Source organism: Micromonospora sp. NBC_01796 (assembly GCF_035917455.1).
Lineage (GTDB): Bacteria > Actinomycetota > Actinomycetes > Mycobacteriales > Micromonosporaceae > Micromonospora_G.
In genome coordinates this window covers 3,372,200-3,392,041 of record NZ_CP109078.1, presented here as the reverse complement: position 1 = coordinate 3,392,041, position 19,842 = coordinate 3,372,200, and the positions used below count along the sequence as shown (strand labels likewise).

General features: G+C 70.9%; 14 protein-coding genes. 8 read left to right on the top strand and 6 right to left on the bottom strand.

The window, feature by feature from the left end; all coding sequences use genetic code 11:
- Window positions 1-4: 4 nt before the first annotated feature.
- On the bottom strand, window positions 5-1,333 hold the full coding sequence (locus OIE47_RS15685; RefSeq protein WP_326562229.1) for a Gfo/Idh/MocA family protein: 1,329 nt from the start codon (window positions 1,331-1,333) through the stop codon (window positions 5-7).
- A gap of 300 nt (window positions 1,334-1,633) precedes the next feature.
- On the opposite strand from OIE47_RS15685, the gene OIE47_RS15680 reads away from it, so the two are divergent.
- The 7 genes from OIE47_RS15680 (at window position 1,634) to OIE47_RS15650 (ending at window position 8,918) form a co-directional block, all read left to right on the top strand.
- Entirely contained in the window at window positions 1,634-2,776 is a 1,143-nt protein-coding gene (locus OIE47_RS15680) for a LacI family DNA-binding transcriptional regulator (RefSeq protein WP_326562228.1), read from the top strand.
- A 19-nt stretch (window positions 2,777-2,795) separates the two neighbouring features.
- Window positions 2,796-4,148 carry an ABC transporter substrate-binding protein gene (locus tag OIE47_RS15675; RefSeq protein WP_326562227.1) on the top strand — a complete coding sequence of 451 codons (1,353 nt, stop codon included), beginning with the start codon at window positions 2,796-2,798 and terminating at the stop codon, window positions 4,146-4,148.
- 33 nt (window positions 4,149-4,181) lie between these two features.
- Window positions 4,182-5,165 carry a carbohydrate ABC transporter permease gene (locus OIE47_RS15670; protein WP_326562226.1) on the top strand — a complete coding sequence of 328 codons (984 nt, stop codon included), beginning with the start codon at window positions 4,182-4,184 and terminating at the stop codon, window positions 5,163-5,165.
- The gene (locus OIE47_RS15665) at window positions 5,165-6,070 is read left to right on the top strand and encodes a carbohydrate ABC transporter permease (RefSeq protein WP_442792099.1); all 906 of its coding nucleotides are present in this window, start codon (window positions 5,165-5,167) and stop codon (window positions 6,068-6,070) included. Before OIE47_RS15670 ends, OIE47_RS15665 begins: the two co-directional genes overlap by 1 nt.
- Before the next feature lie 147 nt (window positions 6,071-6,217).
- On the top strand, window positions 6,218-6,868 hold the full coding sequence (locus OIE47_RS15660; protein ID WP_326562225.1) for a DUF624 domain-containing protein: 651 nt from the start codon (window positions 6,218-6,220) through the stop codon (window positions 6,866-6,868).
- Window positions 6,869-6,970: 102 nt separating this feature from the next.
- Complete coding sequence (locus OIE47_RS15655; RefSeq protein ID WP_326562224.1) at window positions 6,971-7,672, top strand: hypothetical protein; 702 nt, start codon at window positions 6,971-6,973, stop codon at window positions 7,670-7,672.
- Window positions 7,673-7,886: 214 nt separating this feature from the next.
- Window positions 7,887-8,918, top strand: a complete 1,032-nt coding sequence (locus tag OIE47_RS15650) for an aldo/keto reductase (protein ID WP_326562223.1) — start codon at window positions 7,887-7,889, stop codon at window positions 8,916-8,918.
- Between the two features lie 126 nt (window positions 8,919-9,044).
- Here the strand turns inward: OIE47_RS15650 and OIE47_RS15645 are convergent, their stop codons facing one another.
- The 3 genes from OIE47_RS15645 to cysS form a co-directional block, all read right to left on the bottom strand.
- On the bottom strand, window positions 9,045-11,801 hold the full coding sequence (locus OIE47_RS15645; protein WP_326562222.1) for an Hsp70 family protein: 2,757 nt from the start codon (window positions 11,799-11,801) through the stop codon (window positions 9,045-9,047).
- Between the two features lie 310 nt (window positions 11,802-12,111).
- Window positions 12,112-13,272: a 23S rRNA (guanosine(2251)-2'-O)-methyltransferase RlmB gene (gene rlmB, locus OIE47_RS15640; protein WP_326562221.1), complete on the bottom strand. Its 1,161-nt coding sequence runs from the start codon at window positions 13,270-13,272 to the stop codon at window positions 12,112-12,114.
- Window positions 13,272-14,687: a cysteine--tRNA ligase gene (gene cysS / locus OIE47_RS15635; protein ID WP_326562220.1), complete on the bottom strand. Its 1,416-nt coding sequence runs from the start codon at window positions 14,685-14,687 to the stop codon at window positions 13,272-13,274. Before cysS ends, rlmB begins: the two co-directional genes overlap by 1 nt.
- Window positions 14,688-14,779: 92 nt before the next feature.
- On the opposite strand from cysS, the gene OIE47_RS15630 reads away from it, so the two are divergent.
- A complete protein-coding gene (locus tag OIE47_RS15630; protein WP_326562219.1) occupies window positions 14,780-15,427 on the top strand; it encodes an IclR family transcriptional regulator in 648 nt (215 codons plus the stop codon).
- 12 nt (window positions 15,428-15,439) lie between these two features.
- On the opposite strand, the gene OIE47_RS15625 is transcribed toward OIE47_RS15630, so the two are convergent.
- Window positions 15,440-16,849 carry a class II fumarate hydratase gene (locus OIE47_RS15625; protein WP_326562218.1) on the bottom strand — a complete coding sequence of 470 codons (1,410 nt, stop codon included), beginning with the start codon at window positions 16,847-16,849 and terminating at the stop codon, window positions 15,440-15,442.
- A 37-nt stretch (window positions 16,850-16,886) separates the two neighbouring features.
- Window positions 16,887-19,784, bottom strand: coding sequence for an AfsR/SARP family transcriptional regulator (locus OIE47_RS15620; protein ID WP_326562217.1), 2,898 nt, complete (start codon window positions 19,782-19,784; stop codon window positions 16,887-16,889).
- Window positions 19,785-19,842 lie beyond the last annotated feature (58 nt).

Genomic DNA, 19,842 nt, shown 5'->3' with positions numbered 1-19,842 from the left:
GTGATCAGGGAATGGTGAGCAGGTCGGCAACGCGGACCGGCTGGCCGGTCTCGAAGGAGCGGTTCGCCGCCAGGCCGGTGAGCAGCGCCAACGCGCCGTCGCGGGCGGTGGCACCACGGTCCATCGGGTCGGGGTGCCCACCGAAGAGCACCCCGGTCATCCGTACGTCGGCACCACCGTGACCGGTACGGGTGTAGCCGGACACCGGCACCTGTCGGGCCTGCTCCCAGAACGGCCGGACGGTCAGCTTCGCCCAGCCCTCCTCGATCGCGGCCTGTACGCCGTGCAGCGCGGCGCCCTTGAGTTCACCGGCCGCGTACGGGCTGACGAAGTCGCTCTCCACGACCTCCAGTTCCAGCCGCCCCTTGCTCCCGTTGACCATCACCCGGTAGCCCTCCCAGGGCGCGTACGCGGTCAGGTGGTAGGTCATGGTGGCGCCGTTGGAGTACCTGGCCAGCACCGACATGTCGTCCTCGATGGTGACGCCGGGCGCGAAGACGTTCTGGTCCCGGTGGTAGCCGTCCTCGGCCTCCGCGTCCAGGTAGAGCGCCCGCAGGCGGGGGTGGCTGGCCAGGTGCAGCGCGAACGGGTCACCGGCGGCGGCCGGGGAGCCGTGCGCCCGGTCGTAGTCGCGGGCGTACCCGTGGCGCTTGCCGTTCTCGCCGTAGAAGAAGAGCCGGCCGGAGGCGTAGACCTCCTCCGGCACCGCGTCCAGCCACCAGTTGACCAGGTCGAAGTGGTGGCTGGCCTTGTGCACCATCAGGCCGCCGGAGTTGGCCTTCTCCCGGTGCCAGCGTCGGAAGTAGTCGGCGCCGTGGCGGACGTCGAGCAGCCACTCGAAGTGGACCGAGCCGATCTCGCCGATCTCGCCGGCGGCGAGCACCTCGCGCACCTTCTCGTGCAACGGGTTGTAGCGGTAGTTGAACGCCACCGAAACCTTTCGGCCGGTGGTGGCCACCGCGTCGAGAATCCGCTGGCAGCGGGGCACGTCGATGGTCATCGGCTTCTCGGTGATGACGTCACGACCGGAGCGCAGCGCGGCCACGATGTACTCGTCGTGCACCCGGTCCACGGTGGTCACCAGGACCACGTCGACCCGTTCCTTCTCGAGCATGGTCGTGTAGTCGACGGCCAGGTACGTCGGCACCGAGTCGAAGCCGAGTTCCTCCAGCCACTCGTTGTGCGCGTCCATCCTGGCCTGGTTGACGTCGGCGAACGCGACCAGTTCGGCGGTCGCGGGGTGGTCGAGCACGAGCGCGCGGACGAACATCTCGGCCCGCGCGCCGGTGCCGACGACGGCGTAACGAAGTCGTTTTCCGGGTTCTGTGGACATCCCGCTCGGCCTCCGTGTGACTGCCAAAGGCCGGTGGTGGCCTCGGTGTGACTGCAAAGGTTTGCAGCCGAAGTAACCACGTGAGGACTCTCGTCGTCAACGATCGACAACAAACCGGCGTATTTTCTCCGGATTTACGAAGGTATGACGGCATCGAAGGATGCTCGCCGCAACAAACCCGTAACCAAGACCCGTTGACACCGGAGCAACCGTTTGCATTAATTGGCGACACCCAATGTGATGACGAGCACAACCGTCGGCCACCGGACACCGGCCGGCGTGGAGAGCGAAGGGACTCGCGTGCCAGCCACCATCCGAGACGTCGCGCGTGCCTCCGGCGTGCACATCTCCACCGTGTCCCGCACGTTCTCCGCCCCGCACCTGGTCAACCCGGAGACCCGTCTCCGGGTGCTGGCCTGCGCCGAGCACCTCGGCTACCGACCCAACCGCGCGGCCCGCGCGCTGATCACCGGCCGTACGCACAACATCGGCCTGATCGTCGCCGACATCGCGAACCCGTTCTTCCCACCACTGATCAAGGCGGCCGAGAGCCAGGCCCGGCACCGCGACTACCACATCTTCGTGGCCGACACGAACGAGGACCCGGCCGCCGAGGAGGACCTGGTCCACGCGCTGGCCAAACAGGTCGACGGCATCCTGCTCTGCAGCCCCCGCATGAGCAACAGCCTGATCGAGCAGCTCAGCCGCGAGGTGCCGCTGGTCGTGATCAACCGTCAGGTGACCGGACTACCGGCGGTGGTGATGGACGTCGGACAGGGGGCCAGGCTGGCGATCGAGCACCTGACCGGGCTCGGACACCACAACCTCGCCCTGCTCGGCGGCCCCCGCGGATCCTGGACCAGCCGTGAGATCCGCCGGGCGGCCACCGCCGCCGCCCGCTCCGCCGACGCGGCGCTGACCGTGCTCGGCCCCAACCCGCCCACCGAGGGTGGTGGCATCGCCAACGCGGAACAGGTCCGCCGGGCGGGCGTCACCGCTGTCCTCGCCTACAACGACCTGATGGCGATCGGCCTGATGGAAGGGCTCGACTCGCTCGGGATCCGGGTGCCCCAGGAGGTCAGCGTCGTCGGCATAGACGACATCGCGCTGAGCCGACTGGTCCGGCCGAAATTGACGACGGTGGCCACACCAACAGCGGCCGCCGGCCGGACGGCCGTCGACATGCTGCTCCAACACGACAGTGCCGCCGCCCATCGCAACCGGGGTGGCAACAGGACCGTCGCAGCAGACGACCGTCGTACCACCGCACAGGTAATGCTCCAGACCGAATTGGTCATCCGCGACTCGACGGGGCCCCGCCCACCGGCCGTTCCCGGCCGGACCAGCCCCGCGGCCACCACCACAACCGCTGACCCGGGCCCGCACAGCCCTGCGGACCCGGTCAACGCGGCCGCGGTCAACCCCGAAGCTGTCGCCTCCTAACGCCAAGGAGTGAGCGCACATGCACCCCGCAACACCCCCGATGGCGGACGAACGTGCCGCGCACGATCACCGTACCCCGTTCCCCCGTCGCGGCCTGATCCACCGTCTGGTGGCCGCCGCCATCGTCCTACCGCTCGTTTTCGGCACCGCGGCCTGCGGTGGCGACGAAGACGACGGTCCCGCCGCCCCGAACACACCGGTCGAGTTGTCGGTCTTCTGGTGGGGCGGTGAGGCGCGGGCCAAGCTCACCGAGGACGCCCTCGCCCTCTACACCAGCAAGCACCCCAACGTGACGTTCAAGAAGACCTGGCAGGCCAACCAGGGCTACTTCGACAAGCTGGCCACCCTCACCGCGAGCGGTGACGCGCCGGACATCTTCCAGATCGACGACAACTTCCTCACCGAGTACGCGTCGCGCAACGTCACCCTGGACCTGACCAAGTACAAGGACGACAAGAAGCTCGACGTCACCAAGCTCCCGGAGAGCCTCTGGCAGTACGGCGTCGTCGACGGCAAGCTGGCCGGCATCGCCGGCGGTGAGAACACCCAGGGGCTGGTCTACAACAAGACCCTGCTCCAGAAGCACAACCTGCCCGAGCCGACCACCGGCATGAGCTGGGCGGACTTCATCACCTGGGCGGAGAACGTCTCCAGGACGGCCAATGTCCCCGGCACCATGGACCCGAGCGCCGACTACAAGGCGTTCTGGGTCTGGCTGCGCCAGCAGGGCAAGGACCTGTACAAGGGCAAGGAACTCGGCTTCACCGCCGACGACGTGACCAAGTGGTTCGACCTGTGGAAGGGCGCCCGCGAGCGCGGTGCCACCCCGACCGCCGACGTGATCCACGAGGGCAACGCCACCGACATCACCAAGCAGTTGGTGGTCACCGGCAAGGCCGCGACCTCGTTCGTCTGGGCGAACCAACTTCCCGAGCTGAAGAAGGCCACCAAGGACGATCTGGGCGTCGTCGCCTACCCCGGTGACCCGAGCGCACAGTGGGCACGGGCCTCGCTCTACTACTCGGTGGCCCGCAGCAGCGAGCACAAGGACGTCGCGGTCGACGTGCTGAACTTCCTGGTCAACGACCCGGAGGCGGGCAAGATCCTGGGCACCGACCGTGGGCTGCCGTCCAACCTGGACGTACGCAAGTCGGTCAGCGAGGGGGTCACCGACCCGGCGATGAAGCTCTCCATCGACGTGGAGACCGAGCTGGCCACCAAGTTCGGCCAGTCCCCCCAGGTCCCGCTCAAGGGACACAGCAAGATCCGGGCCGAGCTGATCAAGGCGGCCGAAGAGGTCCAGTACAACCGCCAGTCACCGTCACAGTCCGCCGGCGCGTTCCTGGAGATCTGCAAGAGCGCGATCGCCTGACGATCGGCGCACCACTCGGAGAGGAGCCGGCTCGTGGCGCTGACCACGGCGCCCAGCTCGACTCCGCGCGCCACCGGCCCCGTCCGGACCCCCGCTGACCAGCGCGGGTCCGGACGGATCTGGCAGCGCGAGGGTCTGGCCGGGTACGTTTTCCTGTCGCCGTGGTTGATCGGCCTGATGGCCATCACGGCGGTCCCCATGCTTCTGTCGCTCTACCTGAGCTTCACCAACTACGACATCCTCACCCCCTGGTCGGAAATCGAGTGGGTCGGGCTGGCCAACTACGAACGGATGTTCACCAGCGACGCGTCGTACTGGCACGCCGTGCAGGTGACGCTCTCGTTCGCGCTGATCGCCGTACCGCTGAAGCTGGCCGCCGCCCTCGGCGTGGCACTGCTGCTCAACCGCGCCTGGCGCGGCGTCGGGCTGTTCCGCGGCCTGTTCTACCTGCCGTCGCTGCTCGGCGGCAGCGTGGCGCTGGCCATCGTCTGGGTCAGCATGTTCAACCGGGACGGTGCGTTCAACTCGTTCCTCAGCCTATTCGGGATCGAGGGCAAGCCCTGGGTGAACGACCCGGAGTGGGCCCTGGAAACCCTGATGGTGCTGGCCATCTGGCAGTTCGGCGCACCGATGGTGATCTTCCTGGCCGGGCTCAAGCAGGTGCCGACCGAGTTGTACGAGGCCGCGTCGGTGGACGGCGCAGGCAAGGTCCGGCAGTTCCTCAGCGTCACCCTGCCGATGCTCTCACCGGTCATCTTCTTCAACCTGGTGCTCGAGACGATCAACGGTTTCCAGGGCTTCACCTCCGCGTTCGTGCTCAGCAACGGCACCGGTGGGCCGGTCGACTCCACCCTGATGTACACGCTCAACCTCTACATCAAGGGCTTCGTCGACCTGGAGATGGGCTACGCCTCGGCGATGGCCTGGGTCTTCCTCCTCGCCATCGCGGTGATCACGATCGTGCTGTTCAGCACCGGCCGGTTCTGGGTGCACTACTCCGACGGGGAGGGCCGCTGATGGTTACCCAGACCGAGGCCGTGGTCACGACCCCGGCAACGGCGTCGACGCCGACCCGGCGCCCCAGCGGCACCGGCCGGCACCTCGGCCGCCTGCTCATCCTGGTCGCGATCCTCGCGGTCGTGCTCTACCCGCTGTTCTGGATGATCGGTACGTCGGTCAAGTCACCCGAGGAGATCGTCAACAACATCGGGCTGCTGCCCCGGGAGTTCACCCCCGGCAACTACCCCGACGGCTGGAGCAACTTCGACGTCAGCTTCGGCCGGTTCTTCCTCAACAGCGCGATGGTCAGCCTGCTCACCGTGCTCGGCAACGCGGTCTCCTGCCTGCTCGCCGCGTACGCCTTCGCCCGGCTGAAGTTCCGGCTGCGCGGCTTCTGGTTCGCCATCATGATCGGGACCCTGCTCCTCCCCGGTCACGTGCTGATCGTGCCGCAGTACATCCTGTTCCGGACCTTCGACATGGTCGGCGGCCCGTGGCCGTACCTGCCGTTGGTGGTGCCGCAGTTCCTGGCCACCGAGGCGTTCTTCGTCTTCCTCATGGTCCAGTTCATCCGCGGCATCCCGCGCGAACTGGACGAGGCGGCGAAGATCGACGGGGCCAGCCCGTTCGGCATCTTCCGGCACGTCATCCTGCCGCTGAGCCGCCCGGCCCTGGTCACCACGGCGATCTTCTCGTTCATCTGGACCTGGAACGACTTCTTCCGGCAACTGGTGTACCTCTCCGACCTGGAGGACTACACCGTGCCGGTGGCGCTCACCCTGTTCATCGACTCGACCAGCCAGAGCGCGGTCGGACCGATGTTCGCGATGTCCGTACTCTCCCTGCTACCGGTCTTCCTCTTCTTCGTGGCCTTCCAACGAATGCTGGTCGAAGGCCTGAACACCAGTGGTCTGAAGGGATGAATTGGAGGGTCACGGCAGGGTGGTCGGTGGTTGGGCAGAGCGGTGCCGGTAGTCGGTGGGCGGGGTATTTCGTCGCGGTAGAGCGGTGCCGGTAGTCGGTGGGCGAGGTATTTCGTCGAGCACGAGGTACGGATGGAGTGATGGGTGATGACCGGGGTGGCTGGGCGCGGGGCGGGGTGGCCGGAGGAGCCGGGCGGGTCGGTGGCCCGGCGGCCGGACTGGCGCGACACCCTGCGCAACGCCAGCGACCTGGCCCTCGTCGGCATCCTCACCACGGTGGCCGCGCTGCCGGTGCTGACCGCGGGTGCCGCGGTCGCCACCGCCAGCGCGGCCGTGCACCACTGGAGCGAGAACGAGAGCTGGCCGGGATTCCGTACGGTCGTGCGCGGGTTCGTACGCGCCCTGCTGCCCGGTGCCCTCGCCACCCTGATCGCTGCCGGGGTCGCCGCCCTGTTCACGGTGAACCTGCTCGCCCTCGGCCGGGGTGTCGTTCCCGGTGGCCCGGCGCTGATCGTGGTCACCGTCCTGCTCGCCGGGGCGGTGACCGGATTCGCCGGGCTGACCGTGGTGCAACTCGGTCGGCAGGACGCGCAGGGTTGGCGGGAAGCCGTCCGGCAGGCCGGGCGGACTGCGGTAACCCGACCGGTCGTACCGATCGCGCTGACCGGGGTGCTCGGGCTGGTGGCCGTCCTCTGCGGTCTGATCCTGCCGCTGATCACGCCGATCCTGGCCGGCTACACGCTGCTCGCCCTGCACGCGACCGTACGCCGAATCGAGCGGTCGTCCCCCAACCGCTGAGAGCACCTGGCCACCACCGCCATCCCCAATTCGATCGATGCGGGGACCTGCGTCGCTCACTAGGCTGCCGGGCAGGCATTTATCAGCTCGGAGGCACGCGTCATGGCGCAACAGTCGGTTTCCACGTCGCACGCCCACGACCTGTCCGGACTCCGTAACTATCTGCTGGTGGCGGTCGCCCTCGGATTCCTCTTCGGCTGCTGGGCGGTGCAGGAGACCGCCATCGACCGGGCCCGTACCTGTCCGGAGAGCTGCCTGCGGCCGGAGGTCGCGCAGGTGGTCGACACCGAGACGGTACGCCCCCACCCCGGCGGCCGGGACGGCGAACTGACCCGCACCCGGCTCATCCTCGACGTACCGGGCGGGACCGGCCGGACCGAGATCTCGGTCCCGTACGGCACCGTCGGGCCCGCTGCCACCGAGGTACCGGTACGCCTCTGGCGGAGCACGGTCATCCAGGTCAACGGCACGGACGTGCATCCGGGCTGGCAGACCCCGACCCGGTTCGTGACCGTGATCCTGCTCTTCCCCGTCTTCGCCCTCTGCGCGTTGAAGCTCGCCAGCCGGCTGGTGCTGCTGCTCGGTTCGCGCGGGCAGGAAGCCGGACCGGAGACGGCTGCCGGAAGCCGGGGCGTACTGCGCGGCACCCTCGTGAGTGCGGTGGTCGCCGTCGGCTCGGTGGTCGCGGTCGGCTCGGTGGACGGCTACCCCGCCTGGTGGCCCGCGCTCGCGCTCGGCGCCGGCCTGCTCGTCTCGATGCTGTGCCTGCGCCGCGCCACCCAGCGCGCCGCCGCCACCGTCTGAGAGCTCCGACACCACCGCCTCTCTCCGCGCAGGTCCTCTCCGCGCAGGTCAACGGCCCTTCCGTCACGCCCTGTCGACCTGCGGCCAGCCGGTGTAACATTTCGCCGGACACCATGTCCGACGTACCGTCGGACAGCATGTCCGGCCCATCGGGGGGCAGCGGTGCGGTAGGCCCGCGATCACGCTCGACCGAGCGAACAAACAGGGAGTACGGATGAAATACCGCCTTCTGGGGCGTACGGGGGTTTGGGTCTCGGAGATCTCGCTGGGAGCCATGACCTTCGGCGGCAAGGATCACCCGATCTTCAGCAGCCTGGGCGGTTTGCAGCAGGACGACGCGGACCGGATGGTCGGCACCGCCCTGGACGCCGGGGTCAACTTCATCGACACCGCCGACGTCTACAGCGAGGGCGAGTCCGAGGAGATGCTCGGACGGGCGCTCAAGCACCGTCGCCGTGATGTTGTCCTGGCCACCAAGCTGCACGCGCCGACCGGTCCGGGCCCCAACGACAACGGCCTGTCCCGACTGCACGTGATGCAGGCGCTGGAGGACAGCCTGCGCCGACTGGGCACCGACCACATCGACCTCTACCAGATCCACAACTTCGACCACATCACCCCGTTCGAGGAGACGCTGAGCGCCCTCGACGACGCGGTCACCCAGGGCAAGGTCCGCTACATCGGCTGCGCCAACCTCGCCGCCTGGCAGATCAGCCGGGCGCTGGGGATCTCCGCCCTGCACGACCAGGCCAAGTTCGTCTCGGTCCAGTCCTACTACTCGCTGGTCGGCCGGGACGCCGAGCGGGACCTGCTCCCGATGGTCGAGGCCGAAGGCCTGAGCATGACGGTGTGGAGCCCGCTCGCCGGTGGATTCCTCGCCGGCAAGCAGGACCGCAACGGCACGGTGAACGACACCGGCTCGCGCCGGGCGCAGGAGGGCTTCGCCGACTTCACGCCCATCGACTACGAGCGTGGGCACGACGTACTCGACGTCGTACGGGCCGTTGCCGCCCGGCACGAGGTGAGCTGCGCCCGGGTCGCACTCGCCTGGCTGCTGGCGCAGCGCGGAGTCACCAGCGTGGTTGTCGGTGCCCGGCGGCTGGACCAACTCGAGGACAACATCGGCGCCAGCGAACTGACGCTCACCGAGCAGGATCTCGCCGAACTCGACAAGGTCAGCGCACTGCCTCCGGCGTACCCGAACTGGATCCAGACGGCGTTCGCCGGAGCCCGGATCCCCCGCTAGGCAGGAGCCCCGCGCCGATCTTGCACTTGTGGTGGCACACAAACCCGCATCAATGCCCTAATCTGGGCGCCACAAGTGCAAGATCGGCGGGGCGGGCGGGGCGGGGGCGGGGACGGGGCGGCTCGGCTAGTTCTTGACGAAGGTTCGGAACCGGAGGTCCGACTCGCCGGGGCAGACGATGACCGAACTGTTCCAGGAGCAGGCCGAGGGGCGTACGCCCTTCAGTTCGCCCAGTTCGACCGGCTGGTTCGAGCTGACCCGTACGCCGGCCACGCTGACATCGGTGGAGGCGGAGGACGGCTCGTCGGCGAACAGCAGCAGGTTGCCGCCGTCGACCCGGACCGCGATCCCCTCCTTGCTGATCACCTGGGTGCCGTCGGGGCCGTAGACGGTGGTGGTGTCCAGGGTGCCGCTGCCCACCGCGACATGGTCACCCACCGGCAACAGCTCGTCGGCCTTGGCCGCCGGCTTGCGCCAGAGCTCTGCCTCCTCGGCCCCGTCGCCCTTGGCCGGAATCGACAGCAGCTCGGTCGTCTCGATGTCGAAGTTCTCCCGGTCCAACAGGCAGACCCGGTCCCGACCACAGGCGACCAACCGGTCCGGGTAGTGCTGCGGGTCGGCGGTGTAGAGGCTCGTCGGCTCCCCCATCCGCTCCAGGTCGTACGCGGTGACCCGGTACGCCCCGTCCTTCGGCGCGATGTACAGCCGGCCGTCGTGCGCCACCACCAGGTCGGTGTAGTCCGCCGCGCCCTTCGCCGTCCTGAGCACCTTGCCGGTGTTCACGTCCATCACCCGCGCCGAGCGGTCCGCGCCGATCTGCACGATCCGCGGCTCCTTCCCGCCCACGGGTGCCTGCACACCGGCCAGACTGGCAGCCCCGCCCAGGTCCTCGGGGACGGTGACCGGATAGACCGAGGTCGGCGCCTTGCCGTACGTGTCCTTGGGGCTCGGTTCGTCCCACCGCGCCTTCCCGGTGCCGAGGTCGAGCCCGATCACCTGCCCGGACACCCGATCCACCAGCACCAGCGTCCGGTCGAAGTACAGCACCGAGTCGTCACCGTTGATGGTGCGCCGCCACATCTGGCCCCCGTCGGCCGGGTCCAGCACCACCAACTCCCGTGACTGGGTGGCGCTTGCCTCGTCGGTGAGCAGCACCAACCCGTCCGGCAGGGCGGTGATCCCGTCCCACCGATCGGAGCTCACCTCCGTGGTCACCTGCCACGCCCGGGTGCCCGTGCCGGCCTCGGCGGCGATCACCCGCAGCCGCTTGTCCTCGCGCTCGTAGGCGACGTAGGCCCGGTCCCCGCTCAAGGCCGTGTAGGTGTAGAACGGCCGCTCCTCCCCCAACGGGATGCCCTCGCCGATGTCCCGGAAGGGCTCGAAGGCGATATCGGCATAGCCGTCCCGGGTGAAGTAGAGCACCGCCGCAGTGACCACCCCGGCAAGCGCGAGCACGGCGCCCGCACCAATCAGGACCGCGCGCCGCCCACGCAGCCAGGGCACCCGACCAACACCCCCGGCGTACGCCGAGCCGCCCGCCCGAGGATCACCCCCCGCGTACGCCGTCCGGCCCGCACCCGCCGCTCCCGATCCCCCCGCACCCGCCTCCGACACCGGCACAACCGAACCCACCACCGTCGGATCCGACGCGCTCGACCCCGCCACCGCCCCAGCCGGCGCTGCCCCGGAAACAGCCCCCGCCGCCCCCACGGTGATGGATGTCGGTTCCGGGGTCCCGATCGCGTTCACGCTCAGCTCGGCGAGGGCTCCCTCCGCCACCGGTAGCTCCGGCTGCTCCAGCACCGTCGGTGCCACACCCAACTCGGCGTGCAGGAGGCGGGCCACCAGCGGCACCCGGGACGACCCGCCGACCAGGAACAACCCGGCGAGCTGGTCCGGGCGCAGTCCACTGTGGCCGATCACCGAGGCGGCCTCGAAGACCGCGGGCCGCAGCAGCGGGGTCGCCAGCCGCTCCAACTCGTCGCGCGTCAGGTGCACCGCCTGCTCGACGCCGGGCACCGCGATCGGCGCCACCGTCGTACGCGACAGCATCTCCTTCGCGCCGCGTACGTCGTCCCAGAACTGCCGCCGGTTGCGCCAACCGGTGGTGCTCTCCGGCTGCGCCAACTGCCGCCACACCTCCGGCTGCGTGGCGCCGACCAGCCGACCGAGGTGCTCCACCAACGCCGCGTCCAGATCGAGCCCGCCCAGCTCCGGCAGCCCGCCCGAGCCGACCACGACAAACCGGGCCCGACCAAACTGGTCGAGCCCCTCGTTGCGTACGACCGCGATGTCGAGCGTGCCGCCGCCGAAGTCGAAGACACCGATCGCCGCACCCACCGGCACCGGACGCCGCAACACGTCGGCGAAGTACCGTGCCGCCGCCACCGGCTCCGCCACCAGCAGCGTGCCGCCACCACCGGCACCCGCCCCGCCGTCAACCGCCCGTACCGGTGGCCAACCCGCCCGAGCAACCGCCGTGGCCAGTGCACCCCGGCGCCGCGCACCCCAACTCGCCGGGTACGTCAACACCGCCGGCGGCAGGAAGCCGACCGCCTCGACCGCCGCCTGCGCCACCGCCCGGAGCAACCCACCGAGCAGGTCCACAGTGGCCACTTCGGCGTCACCGAGCAGGACACCCGGCTCGTCGATCCGCCGTTTCGGGTTCGGGTCGTAGCGTCCCGGATCCGCCTGGGCCAACCGCTGCGCGTCCCGCCCGACATGCAACAGACCGGCACCGTCGAGGAAAACCCCGGACGGCATCACCGGCTGCCCGTCGAACAGCAGAGGCCGGGTCCGCCCGTCCGGCCAGCGCAGCACCGCGACGGTGTTGGACGTACCAAGGTCGACGCCGAGTGCGTAGCCGCCGTCCTGCCCTGCCATCTACCGACTCCTAGGGCCCGAGAGGATTACCCGGCCCCGAATGCTACGGCCACCCCGCAGCCCCACCGCCCACCCACCAGCAGCCCCCACCCACCGAGCAGCCCCCACCACCCCAGCCGCTGACCAGCCCCACCGCCCCGGCCAGCCACGAAAGGGTTGGGCCCGCCGTGACCGGCGAGGGGATCAAGCCTGACGGCCCTCGCCGGGCACGGCGGGCCCAACCCCACACCGGGCACGGCGGGCCCAACCCCACCGCACGCGCACACCAACCCCCGCCACGCAGAAAACGCACGGCGAGCCAAAACCAAGATCAGAGAGCAGCCCGCCGCCGAGCCACCTCAGCCAACGTCACCGCCGCCGCCACACTCGCGTTCAACGACTCGACCTCGGACATCATCGGAATGCTCACCCGCAGATCACAGGTAGCCCCGACCAGCCGCGACAACCCGCGCCCCTCCGAGCCGACCACCACAACCAGCGGCCCGACCGCGGCCTCCAGGTCGTACAAGTCGGTCTCGCCGTCGGCGTCCAGCCCGACCACCATGAAGCCGGCCTCCTGGCACGCCTTCAACGACCGGGTCAGGTTGACCACCTGGCTCACCGGCACCCGGGCCGCAGCCCCGGCGCTGGTCCGCCACGCGGTCGCGGTGATGCCCGCGGCCCGGCGTTCCGGTACGAAGATCCCCTGGGCGCCGAACGCGGCCGCCGACCGGATCACCGCACCGAGGTTGCGCGGGTCGGTCACCCCGTCGAGCGCGACCAGCAGCGGCGCGGTCTGTTCGAGCGCCGCGGTCATCAGGTCGTCGAACGGCTGGTACGCGAACGGCGGCACCTGGATGCCGACGCCCTGGTGCAGAACCCCGCCGGTCATCCGGTCCAGCTCGGCCCGGCTGATCTCCAGGATCGCGATGCCCCGGTCGGCGGCGATCCGGACCAGTTCGTTCACCCGGTCGTCGATCTCGATGCCCTGCGCGATGTAGAGCGCGGTCGCGGGTACGTTCGCCCGCAGCGCCTCGACCACCGGGTTCCGCCCGACCAACAGCTCCGGTACGTCCTTGGCCGGGTTCGACTTGCGCCCCGGCGCGACCCGGGGTCCCCGGCTCGGCTGCTTCGCGCCACCCCGGCCACCGGCACCCCGGCCGGCGCTCGCGCCCCGGGTCGCCCCGGCCGCACGGCTGCCCCGACCGGTGCCGCCGCCACCGGCGCCCCAGGTGGTGTCCTTGCTGCCCGGCTGACCGGTTTTCGGGGCGCGACCCTCCTCGGCCGCGGCCCGGCGCTCCTTGTCCTGCTTCCAGGCGGTGCGCTGCGGCAGCTGCTCGGTGCCCGAGTAGCCCTTGTGCCAGGGGCGTTCGTCGGCGGGCAGGGTACGGCCCCGGCCGGCGAGCGAGGCCCGGTTCTTGCCGCCGGATCCGGCGGGAGCGCCCTTCTTGGCGGTCACCCGCCGGCCACGCCGCTGTGAATTGCCGGCCATCAGTCCTGTTCTCCGATCGTCCAACGGGGTCCGTGGGGGGTGTCCTCGACCACAACACCAGCGTGCCTGAGCTGGTCGCGCACCCCGTCGGCGGCGGTCCAGTCCTTCCGGGCGCGGGCCTGCGTCCGCTGTTCGAGCGCCAGCGCCACCAGCGCGTCGACGACGTCCCGCAGCTCGCCGTCCTGCCCGTTACCGGCCCAGGCCGGATCGAGGGGGTCAACGCCGAGCAGGTCCAGCATCGTGCGGACCGCCACCAGCGTACTGCGGGTGGCGTTGTTGTCGCCTTCGGCCAGCGCGTTGTTGCCGTCGCGGAGGGCGTCGTGCACCACGGCCAGGGCGGCCGAGGTGTTCAGGTCGTCGTCCATCGCGGCGGCGAAGGCGGCCGGTACGGCGCCCAGCTCGGCCGGGCCGACCCGCTCCACCGCCCGCTGGACGAAACCCTCGAGCCGGCGGTACGCGACCGCGGCCTCGCCCAGCGCCTCGTCGGAGTAGTCGATCCGGGACCGGTAGTGCGGCGACGCGAGGTAGTACCGCAGCTCCACCGGGCGTACGCCGAGCGCGGTGACGTGCGCCAGGTCGAGCGCGTTGCCGAGCGACTTGCCCATCTTGGCCTCGCCGAGGTTGAGCAGGCCGTGGTGCACCCAGTAGCGGGCGAACGGGAGCCCGGCGGAGCGGGACTGGGCCAGCTCGTTCTCGTGGTGCGGGAAGACCAGGTCGAGACCGCCGCCGTGGATGTCGAACTCGGCGCCGAGGTAGCGGCGGCACATCGCCGAGCACTCGATGTGCCAGCCGGGCCGTCCCCGCCCCCACGGCGACGGCCAGGAAGCATCGACCGGCTCTTCCGGTTTGATGCCCTTCCAGAGGGCGAAGTCACGGGGGTCCCGCTTGCCCCGTTCGAGTTCGTCCGCCCCGGCCTGCATCGCCTCGACGTGCTGACCGGAGAGGAAGCCGTAGTCGGGGTCGGACTTCACGTCGAAATAGACGTCGCCGGAGTCGTCCCCGGCCACGTACGCGTGGCCGCCGTCGATCAGTGCCTGGATCAGCTCGTGCATCTCCGGGATGTGCCCGGTCGCCCGTGGCTCGTACGTCGGCGGCGCCACGTTCAGCGTCCGGTACGTCTGCGCCAGGATCACCTCGTTGGCGTACGCGATCGCCCAGAACGGGCGGTCCTGCTCCCGGCACTTGACCAGCAACTTGTCGTCGATGTCGGTCAGGTTCCGGATGAAGGTCACGTCGAGACCGGCGTACGTCAGCCACCGGCGCAGGACGTCGTAGTTGACGCCGGAGCGAAGGTGGCCGATGTGGGGCGGGCCCTGGAGGGTGAGACCACACAGATAGACCCCCACCTTGCCGGGCTGCCGCGGGACGAAGTCCCGCACCGATCGGGTGGCGGTGTCATATAGGCGTAGCGTCACCGCACCAGGGTAACGGTCACCGGTTACGGCCGTTGTACGCGCGGCAGCCCTCAGCCGTGATCCGGGACCGGCATCGCCGTACGCTGCCTGGTGTGGAGCCGACGGGTCACGCGGGTGAGACGGCACAGACCCTGGACCGGGGCCTGCGCCTGCTGCACCTGGTCGCCGACGCACCCGGCGGATTGACGGTGACCGAGGCGGCGACCCGTCTCGGGGTGGGTCGGGCGGTGGTCTACCGGCTGGTCGGCGCCCTCACCCAGCACGGCATGGTCCGGCGCGACTCCGCCGGGCGGCTGCGCCTCGGGGTCGGGGTCCTGCACCTGGCCCGTCGGGCCCAGCCCCTGCTCGCCGAGGGCGCGCTGCCGGCCCTGCGCCGGCTGGCCGAACAGGCCGGCGCGACCGCCCACCTGACCGTGGTCGAGGGGGCCGAGGCGGTTGCCGTCGCGGTGGTCGAACCGAGCTGGACCTCGTTTCACGTGGCGTACCGCACCGGCTCGCGGCATCCGCTCGACCGGGGGGCCGCCGGGCAGGCGATCATCGCCGGGCGCGCCGGGCAGCCCGATCCGGTCGCCACCACGGGCGAACTGCAACCCGGGGCGTACGGGGTGGCCGCGCCGGTCCTCGGCGTACCGGGGCTGGAGGCGAGTGTCGGGGTGGTGGCCCTCGCCCCGTTGGACGTGCTCACCGTCGGCGAGCAGGTACGCGCCGCCGCCCACGCCATCGGCCGGGCCCTCGCCTGAAGGGCCCTGCCCTCAGGGGTGGGTCATCCGGAGGACGTCGAGGGCGTCGTCGAGCTGCTGCTCGGTGAGCTTGCCGGCCTCGACGTGGCCACGGGCGAGCACCACCGCCTTGATGGTGGACTCGCTGGCCAGCGCCTCCTTGGCGATCGAGGCCGCCTCGTCGTACCCGAGGTAGCGGTTGAGCGGGGTGACCACCGACGGCGAGCCCTCCGCGTACGCCAGGGCAACCTCAGCGTTCGCGACCAGGCCGGCCACGCAGCGGTCGGCCAGCAACCGGCTGACGGCGGCCAGCAGGCGGATGGACTCCAGCAGGTTGCGGCCCATCACCGGGAGCATCACGTTGAGTTCGAAGTCGCCCTGCGAGCCGGCGAAGCCGACCGTGGCGTCGTTGCCGATCACCTGGGCGCTGACCTGGCGGACCGCCTCGCAGACCACCGGGTTGACCTTGCCCGGCATGATCGACGAACCGGGCTGGAGGTCGGGGATCCGCAGCTCGCGCAGGCCGGCGCGGGGGCCGGAGCCCATCCAGCGGATGTCGTTGGCGATCTTGTAGAGGCCGACCGCGATCGTCCGGAGCTGGCCGGAGGTCTCCACCAGCGCGTCCCGCGCACCCTGCGCCTCGAAGTGGTTGCCCGCCTCGGTCACCGGTACGCCGGTCTGCTCGCGCAGCTTCGCGATCACCGCCGGGGCGAAACCGGCCGGGGTGTTGATCCCGGTGCCGACCGCGGTCCCGCCGAGCGGCAGCTCGGCCAGCCGGGGCAGCACCGACTCCATCCGGTCGGCGCCGTACGCGACCTGGGTCGCGTAGCCGGAGAACTCCTGCCCGAGGGTGACCGGGGTGGCGTCCATCAGGTGCGTACGCCCGGCCTTCACCACCGTGGCGAACTCCTCCACCTTGGAACGCAGGGTCAGTTCGAGGTGCCGCAACGCCGGGATCAGGTCCTGGATCACCGACTGGGTGGCCGCCAGGTGGATCGACGACGGGAAGACGTCGTTGCTGGACTGGGAGGCGTTCACGTCGTCGTTCGGGTGCACGTCGCGGCCCAGCTCACGGGTGGCCAGAGTGGCGATCACCTCGTTGGCGTTCATGTTCGACGAGGTGCCGGACCCGGTCTGGAACACGTCCACCGGGAACTGGTCGTCGTAGCCGCCGTCGGCGACGTGCGCCGCCGCGGTCGCGATCGCCGCCGCCACGTCCGAGTCGATCACGCCGAGTTCGGCGTTGACCTGCGCCGCCGCGCCCTTGATCTGGGCCAGGGCGCGGATGTGCGCCGGTTCCAGCCCGCGTCCGGAGATGGGGAAGTTCTGCACCGCCCGCTGGGTCTGTGCCCGCCACAACGCGTCGGCGGGGACCTCGACCTCGCCCATCGTGTCCCGCTCGACCCGGTAACCCGCTGTCCCTGATGTGCTCACGTGTTCCATCCTGCCGCGCCTCGCGCCGACGCGCAGATGATCCCCGTCACCGGCCGCCGACGGGTTGCAGGTCCGGCTCGCAGGCGGCCATCCCCGCCCGCGCCAGCGCCCGCCCGGCCGGATAGTCCAGGGCGGTCGCCGACGCCAGCGCCCGCTCGTACAGGGGAAGCGGGCTGACCCGGTCACCCGTGTCCCACACCGCTCGGGCCAACTCGATCTGGCAGTCGACCAGCACCCGGGTCACGCCGAACCCCTGGAGGATCCGCAGGGCCTCGTGCAGTGCGCCGACCGCCTCCTCGTCCCGCCCGAGCCCACGCAGGGCCAGCCCGAGACTGTGCCGGATCTCCCCCTCGGTGAGCCGGTCGTCGGTGGCGACCGCACGCCGCAGTGCGGCGGTGAGCAGCCGGAGGGCGGGCCGGTGGTGGCCCAGTCGGGCCCGGGTGTGGCCGATGTTGCACAGCGCCGTGGTCAGGTTCCGGTCGGTGCCGTACACCCGGGCCAGGAAGAGGCTCTGTCGCGCCAGCGGCAGCGCCTCGGTCAGCCGGCCCATCTGGAGGTAGAGGTCGCTGAGCCCCTGCGGAAGACGGAGCAGGGTGAGCCTCTCGCTGCCCCACTCCACCGCGGCCAGCCGCACGTGCCGCTCCGACTCCTCGAACCTGCCCATGTGGGTGAGCACGCCGGCCAGGTTCGTCCGGACCCGGGCGACCCCGACCAGGTCCCCGTGCGTCTCGTACACCGGCAGCGCCGCTTCGAGCTCACGTTTCGCCGCCGCCCACTGCCCGGCCCCGTAGTAACCCGAGGCGGCCTGTACGCGGAGCAACGCGACCAGGTTCGGATCGCCGAGCCGTTGCGCCGAGATGATCGCCTGCTGGTGGGTGTCGATCAGGTCGTCGTGGTAACCGCGCAGGTAGAGGTAGAACCAGAGGGCCCGGGCGAGGGCGCAGGCGTACGCGTCGTGCTGTTGGGCCATCGCGTACCGGACGGCGCGGACCACGGTGGCCCGCTCCGGCTCCAACCGGTCCAGCCCGCCCTCGCCCACGGCGGGCAGCAGGTCCGGGCGCAGCGGGGCGGCGGGCTCAAGCCCGGTCAGCGGCACGGTCAACGGTTCCATCGGCCGGGTCACCCGGGCGACCAGGTGGAACAGGTGGTCCAACAGCCCGATCCCGGCGGTACGCCGTACCTCCGGGGTATCGGTGGCGACCAGGTTCGCCGCGTACTGGCGCATCAGGTCATGGAACCGGAACCGTCCAGCGGCCGGCTCTTCGAGCAGGTGCCCGTCCACCAGGCTGTCGAGCAGGTCCCGCGCGGCCAGCGGGGTGCCCCCGGTGAGCGCCGCCGCAGCCGCCGCGTCGAACGACTCACCCGGATGCAGGGCCAGCAGCCGGAGCATCCGCTGGGCCGGCGCGGGCAACTGGACGTACGACAGGGTGAAGGCCCCCGCCACCGTCCGCTCCTCGGCCGCCAGCTCGGTCAGCACCGCCCCCTCGTCGGCGAGCCGGTCGACCAGGTCCGTGACCGTCCACCGGGGCCGGTGGGCCAGCCGGGCACCGGCCAGCCGGATCGCCAGGGGCAGGTAACCGCACCTGCGGACCACCTCGGCGGCGGCGGCCGGCTCGGCCCGTACCCGCTCCGGGCCGGCGATCCGGGCCAGCAGCTCCACCGCCTCGTGGGGGTCGAAGACCGGCAACGGGTACGGCTGCACCCCGTCCAGCCCGACCAGCCGCCGCCGGGTCGTCACCAGCACCAGACACCCGGCACCCGCCGGCAGCAGCGGACCCACCTGCTGCGCGCTGGCCGCGTTGTCCAGCACGATCACCGCCCGCCGCCGGGAAAGCTCGGTACGCCACCGCCCCAGCCGCTCCTCGAAGTCCACCGGGATCCGCTCGCTGCCGACGCCCAACTGCCGCAGCAGGGTCACCAGGGCGGCGCCCGGGTCGACCGGGCTCCGCTCGCTGTGCCCGTGCAGGTCGAGGAAGAGGTGGGCGTCGGGGTAGTTCGCGGCCAGCGAGGTGGCCAGGTGCACCGCGAGCGCGGTCTTCCCGCTCCCGGCCATCCCCTCGACCAGCACCACCACCGGCTTGTCCGGGTCGGCGGCCCCGATCGCGTGCCGGACCCGGCCGAGCAGTTCCGCCCGCCCGGTGAAGTCCGCCACGTCCCGGGGCAGGCACCGGGCCGGGGTCGCCTCGTCGCCGTCGTCGGCCACCCGGTCGGGCAGCTCACCGGCGAGGATCCGGCGGTGCAGCTCACGCAGCTCGGCACCGGGATCGATGCCCAGCTCCTCGGCCAGTGCCCGCCGGGCGTCCCGGTAGACGGCGAGCGCCTCGGCCTGCCGGCCGACCCCGCAGAGGGCACGCATCAGCTGGCTGCGCAGCCGCTCCCGGAGCGGGTGTCGGGCCACCAGGTCGGTCAGCTCGCCGATCAGTTCACCGTCGCGCCCGAGCCGCAGCTCGACCTCCACGCACTCCTCGGTGACAACGGTCCGCTCCTCGTCCAGCGCGACCGCCGCCCGGCGTACGCCGGCACCGGAGATCCCGCCGAGGGCGGGTCCCCGCCAGAGTGCCAGCGCGTCCCGGAAGTGTTGCCGGGCGGCGGGCAGCCGCCCCTCGGCGACCTCCACCCGCCCGGCGTCGACCAGACGGGTGAACGCCTGTGCGTCCGACTCGACCGTGCCGGGCCGGAAGCCGTACCCGACCGGGTCGGTGACGATGACGTCGTTGCCCATGCCGGCCTGGGTGAACAGTCGGCGCAGCCGGGACACGCAGGTCTGCAACTGGGCCCGGGAGGTGGCTGGTGGGTCGTCGCCCCAGACGGCGTCCACGAGTTCGTCGACCGGTACGGTCCGGCCGGCTCGCAGCAGCAGCATCGTGAGCACCGTCCGGTCCCGACCCGCGGTGACCGTTATTCCACCGTCCACTTCCAGCGGACCCAGGATTCCGAAGCGCATTCCCCGCCCTCGTGCGACCAGCGATGACCGAAGCCTAACCTGGCCGGCACAGCCCGTT